This window comes from Nonomuraea indica (assembly GCF_002850745.1).
GTDB classification, from domain to species: domain Bacteria; phylum Actinomycetota; class Actinomycetes; order Streptosporangiales; family Streptosporangiaceae; genus Nonomuraea; species Nonomuraea indica.
Window position 1 is genome coordinate 325,164 of record NZ_KZ559469.1, and the last position, 15,369, is coordinate 340,532.

Here is a 15,369-nt window from a genome sequence, read left to right on the forward strand (position 1 = left end):
GTTGTTGGAGTGGTTCGCCCGGCCCGTCCCCGGACACCCGGTTGCCGCCCACGCCACGACGGGTCCAAAGTCCCTGCGCGCGGAGGACCTCCGCCCCTGCGTCGTCGCACAGCCGAGAGCTGTGATGAGAGCAGGGAAACACCCGAAGGGAAACCCGCGGAGGTGCACATGGGCACGCCAGCGCGTAGGGAGCACAGGGGTCTCTTCCCGGAGCTGTTCGACTGGCTGGACTGGCCGCCGGTCATCCGCCCCCACCAGCAGCCGATCAGGTTCGAGGACTACGTCAAGGAAGGTCGCTACGTCGTACGGGCCGAGCTGCCGGGCATCGATCCGGAGAAGGACGTGGAGATCACTCTGCGGAACGGTGTCCTGACCCTCCACGCCGAGCGGCGTGAGGAGGTCAAGGAACATCATCGGACGGAGTTCAGGTACGGAAGTTTCACCCGGTCCATCACGCTGCCGCCGGGTGCGGACGACCAGGACGTGAAGGCGGTCTACGACAAGGGGATCCTGGAGATCAGCGTGAAGCTGCCGGAGGAGAAGCAGGAGGCCAGGCGGATCCAGATCCAGACCCAGCAATGATCACCTGACGGGGCCCGCTCCACGGCGAGCGGGCCCCGTCACCGCTGCGAGGCAGGCAGGGGCGATCCGGGCGCCGTGGGGAGCGCCGGTCGCGGGCGCCACGAGAATGCGGAGAGTGTGACCATGAAACAGCCGATCGTCGTCGGGTTCGACGGTTCAGCGCCCTCCTTGCGGGCCGTGAGCTGGGCCGGGCAGGAGGCCGCGATCCGTGACGCCCCGCTGCGCATGGTGCATGCCACGGCACGGTGGACGCCTGACGTCCTGCTCGCGCCCGAGCCGGCCGGCTGGGAGACCGAGGCGGAGGCCACCGCCCGCGAGCAGCTCAGGCAGGCGGTGATCCACGCGCGAGCCGGCAGGCCGAGGCTGGCGGTCACCACGGAGATCGTCTCCGGCGGGGCGGCGGAAGCGCTCCTGCGGACCGCCGAGGAGGCTCAACTCCTCGTGGTCGGCGACCGGGGTCGCGGCGGGTTCGCCGAGTTGCTGCTCGGCTCGGTGAGCCGCCAGGTCGCCGCCAGGGCGCCGTGCCCGGTGGCCGTCGTCCGGCAGTCGCAGGCCGGTGACACCGGTGTGGTCGTCGTGGGCGTGACCGGGCGGCCCGGCCAGGAGGCTCTGCTGGAGTTCGCCTTCCAGGAGGCGGCGCTGCGCCGTGCCGTCCTGCGGGCCGTGCACGCCTGGACGCACCCCGCCACCGTGACACCCTGGAGTGTGGACCCAGCGGTCCACGACATCGAGACCGTCGGGCAGGAAGAGGCTCTGCTGCTGTCGCAGATCCTCGCCGGATGGCGCGCGAAGTTCCCCGACGTGGAGCTGGTCCAGCACGTGGTGCACGCCCACCCGGCCAAGGCGCTGGCCGACGCGTCGGCGGAAGCCGACCTCGTCGTCGTGGGCGCCTCGCACGGCGCGGCACAGGCTCTTCTCGGCCTGGGCGGCACCGCTCACGCCCTTCTCCATCACACCCTGGCGCCCGTCGTCGTGGTCCGCCCCTGACCGCCTGCGGCCCGACCGTCCGGCGTGCCCGGCCAGGGGCGAGTTGGTCGGGAGTACGGAAGTCCCGCGACCGGAGGGACCAAGTTCCCTATGAGGAGGAGAAGCCGGGGCGAAGACTGTGGAAAAGGATCCAACCGGGGGATCGACATGATCACTCTGAGTGTCGTCAAGGCCGGCACCCGGAGGGTTCGTCGGCCGCCGGGCTCTTTCCACTGCACCTCCGACCCGTACGAGAACTCCTCGCGACGTGCGCGCACGCGAGCCTCGGCCGGGAGACCGGAGCTGAGAGAAAGGGAGCGACCATGAAGGCAGCGATAGGGGACCGGCTCGTGGTGGAGGGCGCCCACCAGGGCGAACCACGCCGCGTCGGCGTCATCATCGGCCTGCACCACGACGACGGCACGCCGCCCTATGTCGTCCGCTGGCTCGAGGAGAAGCACGAGACCCTCGTCTATCCGGGGCCGGACGCCCACATCGAGCACCGTGACACCGAACCACGACTGTGACCGACCAGGGACATGGAGGCGGCCTGCCCGTTTCGCGGGTAGCTCCGGAAGGGGAGGTCGGCGTGACGTCGGAGAGCGAGATCGAGTTCAGGACGGCCGCGGCCCGCCTGGCTCAGGTGCTGCGTCATCACCCACCCGGGATGAATCCGCGAGCCGGCCCCGAGTCGCTGCACGAATCCGTCCGCCACCTGGCGGACCTGGTGGACGCGGACGCCGAGGCCGACCATCTGGAGAACGCGGCCCTGGCCGTGATCGACATCTATGACCGGTCCGGGCTGGAGAACGCGGACGCGGCCGTCATCGCGGCGATGGAGAGGCTGCGTGAGACGGCGGCCCAGCTGGACGAGAGCACGTGACGTGCCGGGTTGGCGGCGCTGACCTGGGGAAACCCTGGCATGGGGAGGCATGCCCCGGGACCGTGGACCCGATCCGGGACACGAGGCCTCGGCGGCGGCCGAGGCGCGGAGGCGACGCAGATGGGACCGTGGGCAGAGATCAGGGAGACGCACTCCTCCCTCGTGATCTTTTTCGGCGATCGCGTGTACAAGGTCAAGAAGCCGGTGAACCTGGGCTTCCTCGACTTCACCACCAGGGAGGCCCGCCGGCGGATCTGCCACGACGAGGTGGAGCTCAACCGGCGCCTCGCCCCCGACGTCTACCAGGGTGTCGCCGACGTGCTCGGGCCTGACGGCCGGCCCTGCGAGCATCTCGTCGTCATGCGGCGCATGCCCGAGGAGCGCCGCCTGGCCACGATGGTGCGCCTGGGACAGCCGGTGGAGGAGTGCGTACGGCAGATCGCCCGGATGCTCGCGGCCATGCACGGCAGCGCCCGCCGCGGCCCGGAGATCGACAGGCAGGGGGCGCGGGAGGCGCTGCGCGCCCGCTGGACGGCCGGCTTCGAGCAGGTCCGCGCGTTGCCCGACCCGGCCGTCGACGCCGACACGGTCGGCGCGATCGAACGTCTCACGCTGCGTTTCCTCGACGGCCGCGAGCGCCTGTTCGCCACCCGGATCGCCGAGGGGCGGGTCGTGGAGGGGCACGGGGACCTGATGGCCGAGGACATCTTCTGCCTGGACGACGGGCCGCGCATCCTGGACTGCCTGGAGTTCGACGAGCGGCTCCGCTCGCTCGACGGGCTGGACGACGCGGCCTTTCTCGCCATGGACCTGGAACGGCTGGGCGCGCCCCGGCCGGCGGAGTCGTTCCTGCACCGGTACGCCGAGTTCTCCGGCGACCCCTCGCCGCCCTCGCTGTGGCACCACTACGTCGCCTACCGGGCCTTCGTCCGGGCCAAGGTGGCCTGCTTGCGGCACTGGCAGGGAAGCCCGGCCTCGGCGTGGGAGGCGCGCGACCTGGCCGGGCTCACGCTGCGCCACCTCCAGGCAGGCGCCGTCACCCTCGTCCTCGTCGGCGGGTTGCCGGGGACGGGCAAGTCGACCGTCGCCGCCGCCGTCGGCGACCGTCTCGGCTACCCGGTCCTGAACAGCGACCGCATCCGCAAGGAACTCGCCTGCCTCGCCCCCGAACAGCCCGCCGCCGCGCCCTTCGGCGAAGGCCTCTACAGCCAGGACTGGACCCGGCGCACGTACCACGAACTGCTGGCCCGAGCCGAGACGCTGCTCCGCCACGGCGAACCGGTCGTGCTCGACGCCTCCTGGACGGACGCCGCCTCTCGGGCGGATGCCAGGGAGGTCGCCCGGCGTACGTCCAGCGACGTCGTGGAACTGCGTTGCGCCGCTCCGTCACAGGTGAGCGCGGAACGTCTGGCTCGCCGCACCGGCGGCGTCTCGGACGCCGACCAGGCGATCGCCGACGCGATGGCGGCGAGGACGGCGCCGTGGCCGGAGGCGGTCGAGATCGACACGAGCGGCGGCCCGGACCAGGCGCTCGACCAGGCGCTCGCCGCGATCCACGCCCGCTGGGCGACCGCGCCCCGTCGCTTCCGTCGCTCCCAGATGGAACCCGGCTGACCTACTGGAACCCGGCTGACTTACTGGAACCCGGCTGACCTGCTGGGACGAGCTGCGCGTTTCCCGGGCGGATCAGGGGCCGGTCAGGCGCCTGATCCGCCCGGGTCAGGGCCGGTCAGGCGCCAGGGTGCCTGAGGGTGGGTGGGGGCGGCGTCGGCGCGCACGCGGAGGGCGTAGGTGGGCCGGTCGGTGCCGGGCAGCGGCCCGAGGTAGTGCTGGCCGGTCAGGTGGCACCATGCGGGCAGGTCGAGCGGCGCGGCCGGGTCGGTGGCGATCAGGTGCACGACGCTGCCCGGCGGCAGGTCCGCCACCAGGCGGCTCAGCTCGATCAGCAACTGCACGCAGCGGCGATCCCCGCCGTCCAGCACGACCGGGACGGCGCGGGCGTCGGCTCCGCCGGGCCGGGAGCCGTCGTTGGCGGAGGTGGGCTTCATACCGCGACCGGAAGGTCGGCCAGCCGCCATTCGAGCATGCCGTCGGCCAGCCGGGCGGCGTGGCGGCCGTGGGCGGCCAGCGCCCGGACCGCCTCGTGGGCCAGCACGCAGGAGGCGCCGCGGCAGTAGGCCACGACGGTGCCGTCGGCGGGCAGCTCGGCAAGGCGGTCGGCGAGCTCGTCCAGCGGGACGGACAGGGCGCCGGGGATGTGCCCGGCGGCGTACTCCTGCTCGGGGCGCACGTCGATGAGCGTCACCTCGCCGGCGGCGAGGCGGGCCCGCAGCTGCTCGCGGGTGAGCGCCTCGGTGTCGCCGGGCCCCAGGTATGCGGCGCGGGCACGCTCGACCTCGGCCGAATGCGCCGAGCCGACCTGCCGCAGCAGCGCCCACAGCGCGGCCACGTCGGTGCCGGCCAGCCGGTAGAAGACCTTGGTGCCCTGCCTGCGGGTGACCACCAGCCCGGCCTGCCTGAGCACCTGCAGATGGTTGGACGCGGTGGTCAGGCCGAGCCCGGCGGCCCGCGCGAGCGCCTCCACGGAGCGCTCCCCCTGCGCGAGGAGGTCGACGAGCTCCAGCCGTTTGCCGCTGGCGAGCGCCTTGCCCACCGAGGCGAACGCCTCGAACAGCGCCGCCTTGGCCGCGTGGTCCCCCATGAACTCCTCCATAAATCCTTGGAATAATGTAGCTCATGAGGGGGCCGTCAGGGTGACGACGATCGTGGACGAGGGGCCCGGCGACCCGCCCCGCCTCGTGGGCCTGGGAGACGGCCGGGCGCCTGCGGTCGGCCCCTCGCGCCCGACCGCTACGGCCGCAAGCCGGTGCTGGTCGCGGGATGTTTCGCCCGCCGCCTGCCGAACGATTCGATGTGATGATGCACGTGTCCTCTGCCAAACAGCCGGGCATCAGCCGGAAAAGGGCGCCCACCAGCGAACACGGCGTTATTATCGTCGCCTGCTCCCGCCCTGTTCGCATATCCGCCCGAGGGATATATCGCCTATGGGAAAAGGCCGTAAGAGCAAGACCGGAAAAGGCGGCACCCGACAGCCGCCCCCGGAGGAGCCGGCCGACGGCGGCGGCTGGAAAGCGACGCGGACCTGGATCGCGGGCGTCCTCAGCGCGGTGCTCGTCGCGGCCGTCGGCGTGGTCTTCACCAACTGGTTCACCTCCCGCGGGACCGACGCGATCGACCGGATCAGCGGCACTCCCCCCGTCACGATCGGCCATGTGGCCGTGGACGAGGAGGAGCGGAACATCGTCCTGCGTGAGCCGGTGACCGACCCGAAGGAACGCGGCATCCTGCTGGGCAGGGCGACCGCCGAGGAACGCGCCGCGCTGTTGAACCGTCACCACGCCTCCCTGACCGATCGGATGAACGTCACGGTCGTCCTCGTGGGCAACCGCACCAGCCTGCGCATCGTCGACATCAAGCCACGCGTCCTCGTCCGCAAGGCGCGGTCCGACGGCGCCTTCCTGCAGAAGGGAACCGCCGGAGAGGCCGAGACGGTCGAGCTGGGCGCCGACCTCGACCAGCAGGCTCCCCGCTTCACGACCTCCGACGACCCGGACGTCCGGTACTTCTCGAAGAAGCAGATCGACCTCAAGCGGGACGAGCGGGTGACGCTGAGCCTGGAGATCAGGGGCAGGAAGGCGTACTACGAGTTCGACCTCCTGGCCACGGTGCTGGCGGGGGACCGGACCGAGCAGATCGTGATCAACGGGCCTGGCGGGTCCCCGTTCCGCCTGACCGGCGAGGCCACGTCCTTCCGCTCCGTCTACACCGAGGCGCCGGGGGGCGCGTGGGCCCCGGTGCCCGCCGCCACGGTGTGCGTCATGTTCCCGAAGACCGCGGGGTGCTGACCGTGCGCAGGCCCGCGCTCCCACTGACCGTGCGCCGGCTCGCCCCCCTGCTGCCCGTGCGCCGGCTCGCCCCCGCGCTGCCCGTGCGCCGGCCCGCCCCCCTGCTGCCCGTGCGCCGGCTCGCGCTCCTGATGGCCGCCGCGCTGGTGACCGGCTCCGCCGTGGTGGCGGACGCGCCGCGCCTCCCCTGGGGCCCGGCCGGATGGCAGGCCCTGTGGTCGATGCCCGTCGACGTCGAGGACCCGGAGCATCCCGGGGACCTCCGCTACGGGGTGTCCGGGGAAGCCCTCGCCGTGTCGACGTCGCGGGGCACCGTCACGGTCCACGACCCGCTCACCGGGAGGACGACCCACACCATCCCGGCCGACCCCGGCGGCTCCGCCGTCGTCACCGGCGTAGGGGTCGCGTCCGGGACGGTCGTCGTGTCGAGGGCGGCGCCCGGCGCCGCCGGCCCGCTCGTCTCCGGCTACGATCTCGCCACGGGCGCCCCGCTGTGGCGGCGTGCGGTCACCGTCGCCTCCTCCCCCGACGGCCCCGCGACCGGTCCGAGCGTCATGGTGACCGACGGCGGAGTCACGGTCCTCGACCGGCCGGCCAGCCCCGCCGCCCTCGCCACGTTCGACCTCCGTACCGGCAGGCGGACGGCGCGGACGACCCGCCCGCCGCGCTGCCACCTGCACGGCGCCGCCGCCTCTCGGACGATCATGCTCATCAGTTCCTGCGAGGGGGATCGGGTCGAGCTCGCCTCGGTGGACCCGCGCACGCTGCGGCCGCACTGGACACGCTCGCTGCCGCGCTCCGTCTCGCCGTTCCCGCGGGACCAGGCGGACACCCCGCCGCACCTTGAGCTCACCATCAGCGCGGACGGGCACGTGTACGTCGAGGCCGGTGACGTGCAGGCGTTCTACTCCCCGCGGGGCCAGCGGCTGTCCACCGCCCGCGAGGCCGTCGAGCGACGTCCGCCCGCCCTGGTCACGGCGCCGGAGCGCTGGAGCGAGCCCTTCCTGCTCGGCAGCCCTCCCCGGATCTCGGACAGCGGGTTCCTGAACATCTCCGACGACTGGCCCCTGCCGGCCTTCCTCCTCTCCTTGGAGACCGCCACCGGCCGCCTCGGCGGGTTGCCCGTCGACACCCCGCTCTCCCGCTCGTTCCTCATCGGCTCGGCCCCGGGCCTCGCCTTCGTCTATGACAAGACGGGCCGGATCATCGCGTACAGGGCGACCTACGGGCCGTCCACCGCGTCGGCTCCGTTCGGCGGCGTCCCGCCGCACGACTGGCCGGACGCCTGCGGCCTCCTGACCGGCCGCGACCTGAGCCTCGCCGGCGCCGGACACCGCCCCAACCCCGGCAGAACGACCCTGGCGGGAGTGAGGTCGCCGAAACCCCTGGCCTGCGACTGGGTACCGCCGGCCGACGACGGGGCCGTCGTCTCGCTCACGGTGGAGTGGGTGTTCCGCTCCCCTGCCGCCGCGCGGAAGGAGTTCGCCACCGAAGTCGCCCGGATGGAGCGGACCGGCGTCTACGATCCCGCCCACCAGACCTCCCACGCCATGACGCAGACGCTCCACACGCCGACGGGGTCGCTGGAGGAGTCCCTCGTCGTCGCGGGGCCGGTCCTCGTCCGGCTGAGATCCACGTCGCGGCAGGCCGTCCGGCTGCTCACCCCGCGGCTCCAGCGCAACCTGCTGGCCCGCCACGAGCCGGGGACCCCGGTCCCCGGCCGCCGCCCCCACCAGGCCCGGTGGAGCTTCCCCGCCGACGGCGGCATCGGCCGGGACCTCGTGCTCGCGGGCGGCACCGTGTACGCCGGCAGCGCCGACGGCAAGGTGTACGCGCTGGACGCCGCGACGGGCGCGACGCGGTGGAGCCACCAGACGGGCGGCGACGTGCCCACCGCGCCGGTGGTGTCCGGCGGCGCCGTGTACGCCCGCAACGGCGCCGGCCGGATCGTGTCCCTCGACTCCGCCTCCGGCAGGCCGCGGTGGAGCCGCCGCCTCGCCGGGTCGGACGGCGTCTCCTTGTCGAGCGGCGTCGCCCTGGCGGCGGGCATGGTGTACGCGTGCGGCGACGACTCCGCGGTCGTCGCCCTGGACGCGGCCACAGGGCGGCCACGCTGGCGCGCCGCACTCGCCGGGGACGTCCGCCTCGCCACGCCGGTGGTGACGGGGGGCACCGTCCATGTCGGCAGCGCCGACGGCACGCTGCACGCGCTGGACGCCGCCTCGGGCAGGCGGCGCTGGCGCTTCCGGGCGGCCGGCGGAACCGACTTCCTCCCGGTGGTGACCAGCGGCGCGACCGTGTACGTCCCGACCAGGACCGGCCACGTCCACGCGCTGGACCGCGCCACCGGCGAGCCACGGTGGAGCTTCCGCGCCGGAGCCCGGATCACCGCCGGCCCGGTGGTGCGCGGCGGGGCGGTGTACGTCGGCGGCGGCGACGGGACCCTGCACCGGCTGGACGCCGCCACCGGCCGGACGTCGTGGACGTTCGCGCCGGGCGGCGGCGACGGCGTGCACGGCGGCCTCGTCGTGGCCCGCGGCACCGTCTACCTGCACCACGTCAACGGCACGCTGTACGCGCTGGACGCCGCCTCGGGCGGGCGGCGGTGGAGCTTCCCGGCCGGCGAGGGCGTCATGTCCCGCCCGGCGGTGGCACGCGGCGTCGTGTACGTGGGGAACGTCGAGGGCCGGGTGCACGCGCTCGACGCCGCCACCGGCAGGACCCGGTGGACCTTCCGGACCAGCGGCGAGGTCAGGACGACCCCGGTGTGGGCGGGCGGCATGGTGTACGTCGGGAGCACGACCGGCGAGGTGTCGGCGATCCCCGCCGCCGGGACGACATCCTGAAGCTGCGGACGATCACCATTGCCCGAGGGGGACGCGACGATCGCTCAGCAGTGCCCGGCGGCCGTGCGGGGCCCGGGAATGCGTGATGCCCGGCCCCTTCACGGGGCCGGGCATAACCTGGGTGTCGGTCACCGGAGCCAGGGGGTGCGCCGCACGATGGGCAGGTTGCCGAGGCCGAGGGTGGCGCCGGCGTTGCCCAGGGCCAGGCCGACGAGCACGATCGAGTAGACGATGTGGTCGTCCATGAACGGGTTCGTGGTCAGGGGCAGCTCGGCCGCCCACATCAGGGTCAGCATGGCGGTGCCCGCGACCGCGGCGATCCGGGTGCCGACGCCGAGCGTCAGCGCGAGGCCGACACCGAGCAGGCCGGCCATGAACATCCAGTCCACCCAGACCTGACCGGCCAGTGAGCTGAAGAAGCCGCCGAGCGCGTTCTCGCCCGTGCCCTTGAGGAAGCCGGTGGTGGGGCTGCCACCGTTGATCCAGGCCTTCGCCGCGGGGGTGGCGAATCCCCAGCCGAAGGTCTTGTCGAGGAACGCCCACAGGAAGACCCAGCCGAGCGAGATCCGGGCGGCGGCCCAGACGTAGTCCACGGGTCGGCGACCGGCGGCGGGGACAGAGGCGGGGACGGGGGCGGCGGCGTGCAGGGGGGACCTGGCGGAGGTGGCGGCCATGATGCTTCCTTTGCGGGGGGTGAGCTGTCCTTGACACTTCAATGACATCTCATTCGCCCGGCCGGAAGCAGAGCCGGATGACCTCTCGTCATGGGACCTTCCGGCCCGCGCCGGGCGGACCTTCGGCCCCTCCCCGCCGCCGGGGGAGGCCGTAGCGTGGATCTCGACCACAGATCCTCCCGAAGGTCGCTGGAGGTCAGGTGAACACCCTCGCACCGGCGCGCCGGCCGCTCGCCGCCCGGCGTACCGGCTACACCGTCGCCGCGGTCGTCGACTCGGCCCTGCTGTATGCCGTCAACGTCCATCCGGGCTGGCAGGCCGTGCCGTTCCTCACCCAGGACGCCCCGCGGGTGCTGTGGATCTTCAACCTCTCGCTGATCGCCGGCCTGCTCGCCAACATGATCTACATCGCCTACGACCCGCCATGGGTGCGATCGGCCGGTGACCTGGTGACCACGGCGATCGGCCTCGGCATGCTGGTCCAGACCCTGCGGGTCTTCCCGTTCGCGTTCGACGATCCTTCCGTCGACTGGGCGCTCGTCGTGCGCACGGTGGTGATCGTGGCCGCCGTCGTCACGGCCATCGCGGTGGCCGTCCACCTCACGGCTCTGGTGCGGCGGGCGGTGTAGTCGGCGGTCCTCCCGGCTCACGGCGCTGCGCGGCCGTGGTCACGGCTCGACGGCGGTGAAGGACTACGTCAGCGTGAGCGGGGTCTCGGTCCCGACACGGGTCAGCTTGTGCGGGTTGCGGACGTAGTAGAGACCGGTGATGCCGGCCTGCTCGACCCGGATGGCTATGACGCCGTCGAGCTCCCCGTCCACGCGGACGACGAGTGCCGGGTTGCCGTTCACCGTCGTGTGGTCGCTGGTGAGCGCGACCCGGGCCTTGCCGAGGCCGCCGACGATGAAGCGGGCCACCTTGTCGGCGCCGCTGATCGGCCGGGGTGCGGCCCGCTTGACGCCGCCGCCGTCGCTGATCAGGACGACCTGCGGGGCGAGCACGTCGAGGAGACTCTGCAGGTCCCTGGTCTCGAACGCGCGCTGGAACGACTCCAGCACCGCCCGGGCCTGGGCCGGGGCGACCTCCGCGCGAGGGCGGCGGGCATCGACGTGCTGCCGGGCGCGGCGCGCGATCTGGCGCACGGCCACAGGGCTCTTGCCGACGGCCGCCGCGATCTCGTCGTGACTGAAGCCGAACGCCTCACGCAGCACGAAGACGGCGCGCTCGGTCGGCGAGAGCGTCTCAAGGACGATCATGAGCGCCATCGACACGCTCTCGGCGAGCTCCACGTCCTCGGCCACGTCCGGCGTGGTGAGCAGCGGCTCGGGCAGCCAGGAGCCGACGTAGTCCTCCTTGCGGCGACTCATGGCGCGCAGCCGGTCGAGTGAGCGCCGGGTCGCGATCCGGACCAGGTAGGCCCGCTGGTCGCGCACCTGCCCCATGTCGACCTTCATCCAGCGCAGCCACGTCTCCTGCAGCACGTCCTCGGCGTCGGCCGCCGAGCCGAGCATCTCGTAGGCCACGGTGAAGAGCAGGTTGCGGTGGGCGACGAACACCTCGGTGACGGCATCCGGCCGGCCGTCGCCGGCGAGCGGCTCGGCCGTGCCCGTCCTCGGCTCGCTGTGCTCGTTCATCGCCGGCTCCCGCCTGTCCACGCTCCACTGTGCTCCATACAGGAGACGCCGGCCCGCGACGGGGTGTGACACCCGTGACCAGTGGCGCACGTCACACGCCCGCGCGGTCACAGCGATCGGGCCGCCGGCGCCTCATGTTCGTCAGGACACGGCGCGACGGCCGGCGCGGCACGGGTGATCGCCCCGCTGCGTGGCCGACGCCGCGCCACCGCCACCGCAGAAAGAACGGAAGAACGTCATGAGCAAGGTCTGGTTCGTCACCGGCTCCTCCCGCGGTCTCGGCCGCAACTTCGTCGAGGCCGCCCTGTCCCGCGGCGACAAGGTGGCCGCGACCGCCCGGAACGCCGACAGCCTCGACGAGCTGGTCGCCGCCCACGGCGAGGCGGTGCTCCCGCTCACGCTAGACGTGACCGACAGGGCCGCCGCCTTCGAGAGCGTCGAGCGGGCCAGGGAGCACTTCGGCCGGCTCGACGTCGTCGTGAACAACGCCGGCTACGCCCAGATCGGCGCGATCGAGGAGCTGACCGAGCAGGAGCTGCGCGACCAGATGGAGACCAACCTGTTCGGCGCGGTGTGGGTGATCCAGGCCGCGCTGCCCCAGCTGCGCGAGCAGGGCGCGGGGCACATCATCCAGCTGTCCTCGGCCGCCGGGCTCATCGCGATGCCGCTCGGCGGCGCCTACCACGCCTCCAAGTGGGCGCTGGAGGGCCTGAACGAGGCCCTCGCCCGCGAGGTCGCCGGCTTCGGCGTCAAGGTGACCATCATCGAGCCCGGCGGCTTCGCCACCAGGTCCGGCAGGAACCCCGACCCGCTCGCCAACGGCCACATGGCCGAGCTCAACCCCGCCTACGACGCCCTGCGCCGGCACCTCGCCGAGGTCTCGGGCAAGCAGCCCGCCGGCGACCCGGTCGCCGCGGCGCAGGCGCTCCTCAAGCTCGCCGACTCCGACAACCCGCCCCTGCGCGTGCTGTTCGGGCAGGGCTTCTACCCGATGATCGAGCAGGCCTACGCCGACCGGCTGAAGACCTGGGCCGACTGGCAGGACCTTGCGGCGGAGGCTCACGGCCGGCTCGATCGCTGACACCGGTCACCCCGCCGCCCGCCGCCCGCCCGGACGGGCGGCGGGTGGCGGGGACGAGGTCTGCCGCGGGGCCGGGGAATCCACGCGCACTTCTAACGGTTCACTAACTTAGGTAGCATTAGAAGTGCGCCGGCCCTCGCCGAGGTCCGTTCCGGCGCCTCACCCGCGCAAGGAGCATCGCCATGTCCCGACCACCGCGCACCCTCCCCACCTCCGAGCGCACCGCCCGGAGCGCCGCCGACGCTCCGATCGGCGCGGGGAGCCTAGCCGCCTCCGGACCACGATCATGAGCAGGTACGCCCAGCTCGCCTTCACCGACGGCGTCCTCGCCCACCAGAAGGCGCACGGCAGCGACCGCGCCTACCGCCGCATGCTCGACGGACCCGCCGAGACCGATCGGCTGGGGCCCGACGAGCGCGCCTTCATCGCCGAGCGCGACAGCTTCTACCTGGCCAGCGTCAGCGAGACCGGCTGGCCGTACATCCAGCACCGCGGCGGCCCACCCGGCTTCCTCAGGGTGCTGGACGACCGCACGCTCGGCTTCGCCGACTTCCGCGGCAACCGGCAGTACATCACCCGCGGCAATCTCGACCACGACGATCGCGTCTCGCTGTTCCTCATGGACTACGCCCACCAGGCGCGGCTCAAGCTGTTCGGCCGCGCCCGGGTCGTGGAGGACGATCAGTCGCTGGCGGCCGCGGGCTACCCCGCCAAGGTGGAGCGCGCCGTCGTCATCGAGGTCGAGGGGTTCGACTGGAACTGCCCCCGGCACATCCCCCAGCTGTTCCCCCGCGACGCCGTCGAACACGCTCTGGGCCACCTGCGGGAACGGGTGGCCGAACTCGAGCGGGAGAACGCCCGGTTGCGCGGAGCCCTCTCCTGAGCGCCACCGCGGTCCGGGCCCCCACGGTCACCGGCGCCCGTAGGTGAGCCGCCGCAGCACGGCCTCGGCCGGCCCCCTTCGCCCGCGCGGCGCCGACAGCGCGGCGAGGACCACGGTGGCCAGCCAGGTCAGTACGGCGATGCCGGACGCCGCGGCGTCCCCGACCCGGGTGCCCAGCCCTCCGGCGTACGGCGCGAACACCGCCACGAAGATCACCGACTGGAGGAGATAGCAGGTCAGCGACCACTGGCCGCAGGCGGCGAGGGCCTTGACGACCGGGCCGGGACGGCTGCGCCGGCTCCGTCCGGCGACGAGCGCGACGATCGCCGCGTACGCGAGCCCGCCGGCGATCCCGGTCACGCTGTGCAGCGCGTACGCCGACACGGCCACGAGGTCGGCCGGGACCCAGACCCCGGTGTCGATCAGCATCAGCGGCGCCCCGCCGACGACGGCCAGACCGGCGCCCACGACGGCGACCCGGCCGAGCAGGTCCCGATGAGAGGCGGAGTCCTCCAGCAGGCGGCGCCGGGCCGCCCAGATCCCGAACAGGAAAGCCGGCACCACACTGGCGGCGAAGTAGGTGGGCGTCATCCCGGACCATCCGATGAGCCGCATCACGGTCGCCTCGACGGGGTCGGCCATGGCGGCGGGCGTGTCACCCTTGGGCGCGGAGATGGTGAGCAGGCCGAAGCCGAACAGCACCACGACGTGCAGCACCAGCCCGGCGACGGCGGCCGACAACACGGCCCGGTCCTCCCGCCGGATGAAGCCGGCGAGCACCAGCCCGACCAGCCCGTACGCGCCGAGGATGTCGCCGAAGAACAGCAGCAGCGCGTGGCAGAAGCCGAAGGCCAGCAGCCACAGGCTCCGCCGGCGCAGCACCTTGCGCGCCTGGGGCCAGCTCGCGCCCGCGGCGAACTGCCGGTTGGCCAGTTGCACCAGGCCGTAGCCGAACAGGGCGGCGAACATGGGCAGCGCGCGCCCGTCCACCAGGAGGATCTGCGCCCCGGCGACCAGCCGGTCGAGGGCGCCGCCGTCGAGGGCGTAGCCGCGGAAGCCCGTCTCATGGCCGGACAGGTACATGTGCGCGTGCGCCAATGCGATGAGCAGCAGCATCAGACCGCGCGCGAGATCGGGCGCCAGGGCGCGCCGGGTGATGGGAGTGGCCCCCTGAACGGGAGCCGGTGGGGCGATGGACATGGCTGTCCCCTCGAAATTAGATACACGACTGTAGCTAAGACACACGATAGGATACGGGCATGTAGCTAAACAAGGGGGTGGCGATGGGCGACGACGACTCCAGGACGCGCCGGCGCGGCCAGGAGCTGATCAAGGCCATCCACGACGCCGTGCTGGAAGAGGTGCTGGAGGTCGGGGTGGGGCGGCTCACCATGGACGGCGTCGCCCGGCGCGCGGCGACCCCGCGCACCACCCTGTACCGGCGCTGGTCCGGCCCCGTCGAGGTGCTCCTCGACGCGCTCTACCACCAGCACCCGGTCGAGGAGCCGACCCCCGGCGCCGGCGACCTGCGCGGCGACCTCGTCCGCGCCCTGCGGCTCATGGTGGAGTGGGCCTTCAGCCCCGCCGGCCGGGCGGTCGCGGCCATCCTCACCGATCCCAAGAGCGCCGCGCTCATGTCCGACGCGCTCTTCGAGAAGGTCTTCGCCCATCGGGGCGGCACGTTCACCAGGACCGTGCTGGAACACTACGCCGAGCGGGGCGGCTTCCCGGCCGAACTGCTCACCCCGGTCGTCGCCGACATCGGCGAGGCGCTCGTCACCAAGCGCCTGATCGACACCGGGGCCCCGCCCACCGACGAGGACCTCGTGGCGATCGTCGACCAGGCGATCCTGCCCGCGATCGGGCTCGGGCCCCGAGCGTCAGGAGCATGAGCCCGGCCGAACAGCGCTCGGCC

The 15,369-nt window shown here is 73.0% G+C and carries 16 protein-coding genes; 11 read left to right on the top strand and 5 right to left on the bottom strand.

Annotated features, from left to right (window positions below):
• Positions 1–168: 168 nt before the first annotated feature.
• The 5 genes from CXR44_RS13155 to CXR44_RS13175 all read left to right on the top strand — a co-directional run bounded on the left by CXR44_RS13155 (position 169) and on the right by CXR44_RS13175 (position 4,045).
• Complete coding sequence (locus tag CXR44_RS13155) at positions 169–582, top strand: Hsp20/alpha crystallin family protein (protein WP_101786603.1); 414 nt, start codon at positions 169–171, stop codon at positions 580–582.
• A 123-nt stretch (positions 583–705) separates the two neighbouring features.
• Positions 706–1,569 (top strand): universal stress protein, encoded by an 864-nt coding sequence (locus CXR44_RS13160; protein WP_101786075.1) that lies wholly within the window; start codon positions 706–708, stop codon positions 1,567–1,569.
• A gap of 302 nt (positions 1,570–1,871) precedes the next feature.
• Positions 1,872–2,075 (top strand): DUF1918 domain-containing protein, encoded by a 204-nt coding sequence (locus tag CXR44_RS13165; protein ID WP_101786077.1) that lies wholly within the window; start codon positions 1,872–1,874, stop codon positions 2,073–2,075.
• A gap of 62 nt (positions 2,076–2,137) precedes the next feature.
• Complete coding sequence (locus tag CXR44_RS13170; protein WP_101786079.1) at positions 2,138–2,431, top strand: hypothetical protein; 294 nt, start codon at positions 2,138–2,140, stop codon at positions 2,429–2,431.
• Positions 2,432–2,551: 120 nt separating this feature from the next.
• Entirely contained in the window at positions 2,552–4,045 is a 1,494-nt protein-coding gene (locus tag CXR44_RS13175) for a bifunctional aminoglycoside phosphotransferase/ATP-binding protein (RefSeq protein WP_245899124.1), read from the top strand.
• Positions 4,046–4,128: 83 nt separating this feature from the next.
• Here the strand turns inward: CXR44_RS13175 and CXR44_RS13180 are convergent, their stop codons facing one another.
• Together CXR44_RS13180 and CXR44_RS13185 are read right to left on the bottom strand one after the other, a co-directional pair.
• Complete coding sequence (locus tag CXR44_RS13180) at positions 4,129–4,479, bottom strand: sulfurtransferase TusA family protein (protein ID WP_101786083.1); 351 nt, start codon at positions 4,477–4,479, stop codon at positions 4,129–4,131.
• Positions 4,476–5,132: an ArsR/SmtB family transcription factor gene (locus CXR44_RS13185; protein WP_101786604.1), complete on the bottom strand. Its 657-nt coding sequence runs from the start codon at positions 5,130–5,132 to the stop codon at positions 4,476–4,478. The genes CXR44_RS13180 and CXR44_RS13185 overlap by 4 nt, the downstream gene beginning before the upstream one ends.
• A gap of 343 nt (positions 5,133–5,475) precedes the next feature.
• Between CXR44_RS13185 and CXR44_RS13190 the strand changes: the two genes are divergently transcribed.
• Positions 5,476–6,336, top strand: a complete 861-nt coding sequence (locus CXR44_RS13190; protein WP_101786085.1) for a hypothetical protein — start codon at positions 5,476–5,478, stop codon at positions 6,334–6,336.
• Positions 6,337–6,338: 2 nt separating this feature from the next.
• Positions 6,339–9,182: an outer membrane protein assembly factor BamB family protein gene (locus CXR44_RS13195; RefSeq protein ID WP_144069942.1), complete on the top strand. Its 2,844-nt coding sequence runs from the start codon at positions 6,339–6,341 to the stop codon at positions 9,180–9,182.
• A gap of 128 nt (positions 9,183–9,310) precedes the next feature.
• On the opposite strand, the gene CXR44_RS13200 is transcribed toward CXR44_RS13195, so the two are convergent.
• Entirely contained in the window at positions 9,311–9,856 is a 546-nt protein-coding gene (locus tag CXR44_RS13200) for a DoxX family membrane protein (RefSeq protein ID WP_101786089.1), read from the bottom strand.
• Positions 9,857–10,056: 200 nt separating this feature from the next.
• On the opposite strand from CXR44_RS13200, the gene CXR44_RS13205 reads away from it, so the two are divergent.
• Positions 10,057–10,485, top strand: coding sequence for a hypothetical protein (locus CXR44_RS13205; RefSeq protein ID WP_101786091.1), 429 nt, complete (start codon positions 10,057–10,059; stop codon positions 10,483–10,485).
• A 63-nt stretch (positions 10,486–10,548) separates the two neighbouring features.
• Here the strand turns inward: CXR44_RS13205 and CXR44_RS13210 are convergent, their stop codons facing one another.
• A complete protein-coding gene (locus tag CXR44_RS13210) occupies positions 10,549–11,490 on the bottom strand; it encodes an RNA polymerase sigma-70 factor (protein ID WP_101786093.1) in 942 nt (313 codons plus the stop codon).
• 238 nt (positions 11,491–11,728) lie between these two features.
• Between CXR44_RS13210 and CXR44_RS13215 the strand changes: the two genes are divergently transcribed.
• The gene (locus tag CXR44_RS13215) at positions 11,729–12,571 is read left to right on the top strand and encodes an SDR family NAD(P)-dependent oxidoreductase (protein WP_101786095.1); all 843 of its coding nucleotides are present in this window, start codon (positions 11,729–11,731) and stop codon (positions 12,569–12,571) included.
• Positions 12,572–12,857: 286 nt separating this feature from the next.
• Positions 12,858–13,454, top strand: a complete 597-nt coding sequence (locus CXR44_RS13220) for a pyridoxamine 5'-phosphate oxidase family protein (RefSeq protein ID WP_245899125.1) — start codon at positions 12,858–12,860, stop codon at positions 13,452–13,454.
• Positions 13,455–13,481: 27 nt separating this feature from the next.
• Here CXR44_RS13220 and CXR44_RS13225 read toward each other — a convergent pair whose 3' ends face one another.
• Positions 13,482–14,654 (bottom strand): DUF418 domain-containing protein, encoded by a 1,173-nt coding sequence (locus CXR44_RS13225; protein ID WP_101786097.1) that lies wholly within the window; start codon positions 14,652–14,654, stop codon positions 13,482–13,484.
• Positions 14,655–14,737: 83 nt separating this feature from the next.
• Here CXR44_RS13225 and CXR44_RS13230 point away from each other — a divergent pair, with 83 nt between their 5' ends.
• Positions 14,738–15,346 carry a TetR-like C-terminal domain-containing protein gene (locus CXR44_RS13230; protein WP_101786099.1) on the top strand — a complete coding sequence of 203 codons (609 nt, stop codon included), beginning with the start codon at positions 14,738–14,740 and terminating at the stop codon, positions 15,344–15,346.
• The last annotated feature ends 23 nt before the right edge of the window (positions 15,347–15,369 follow it).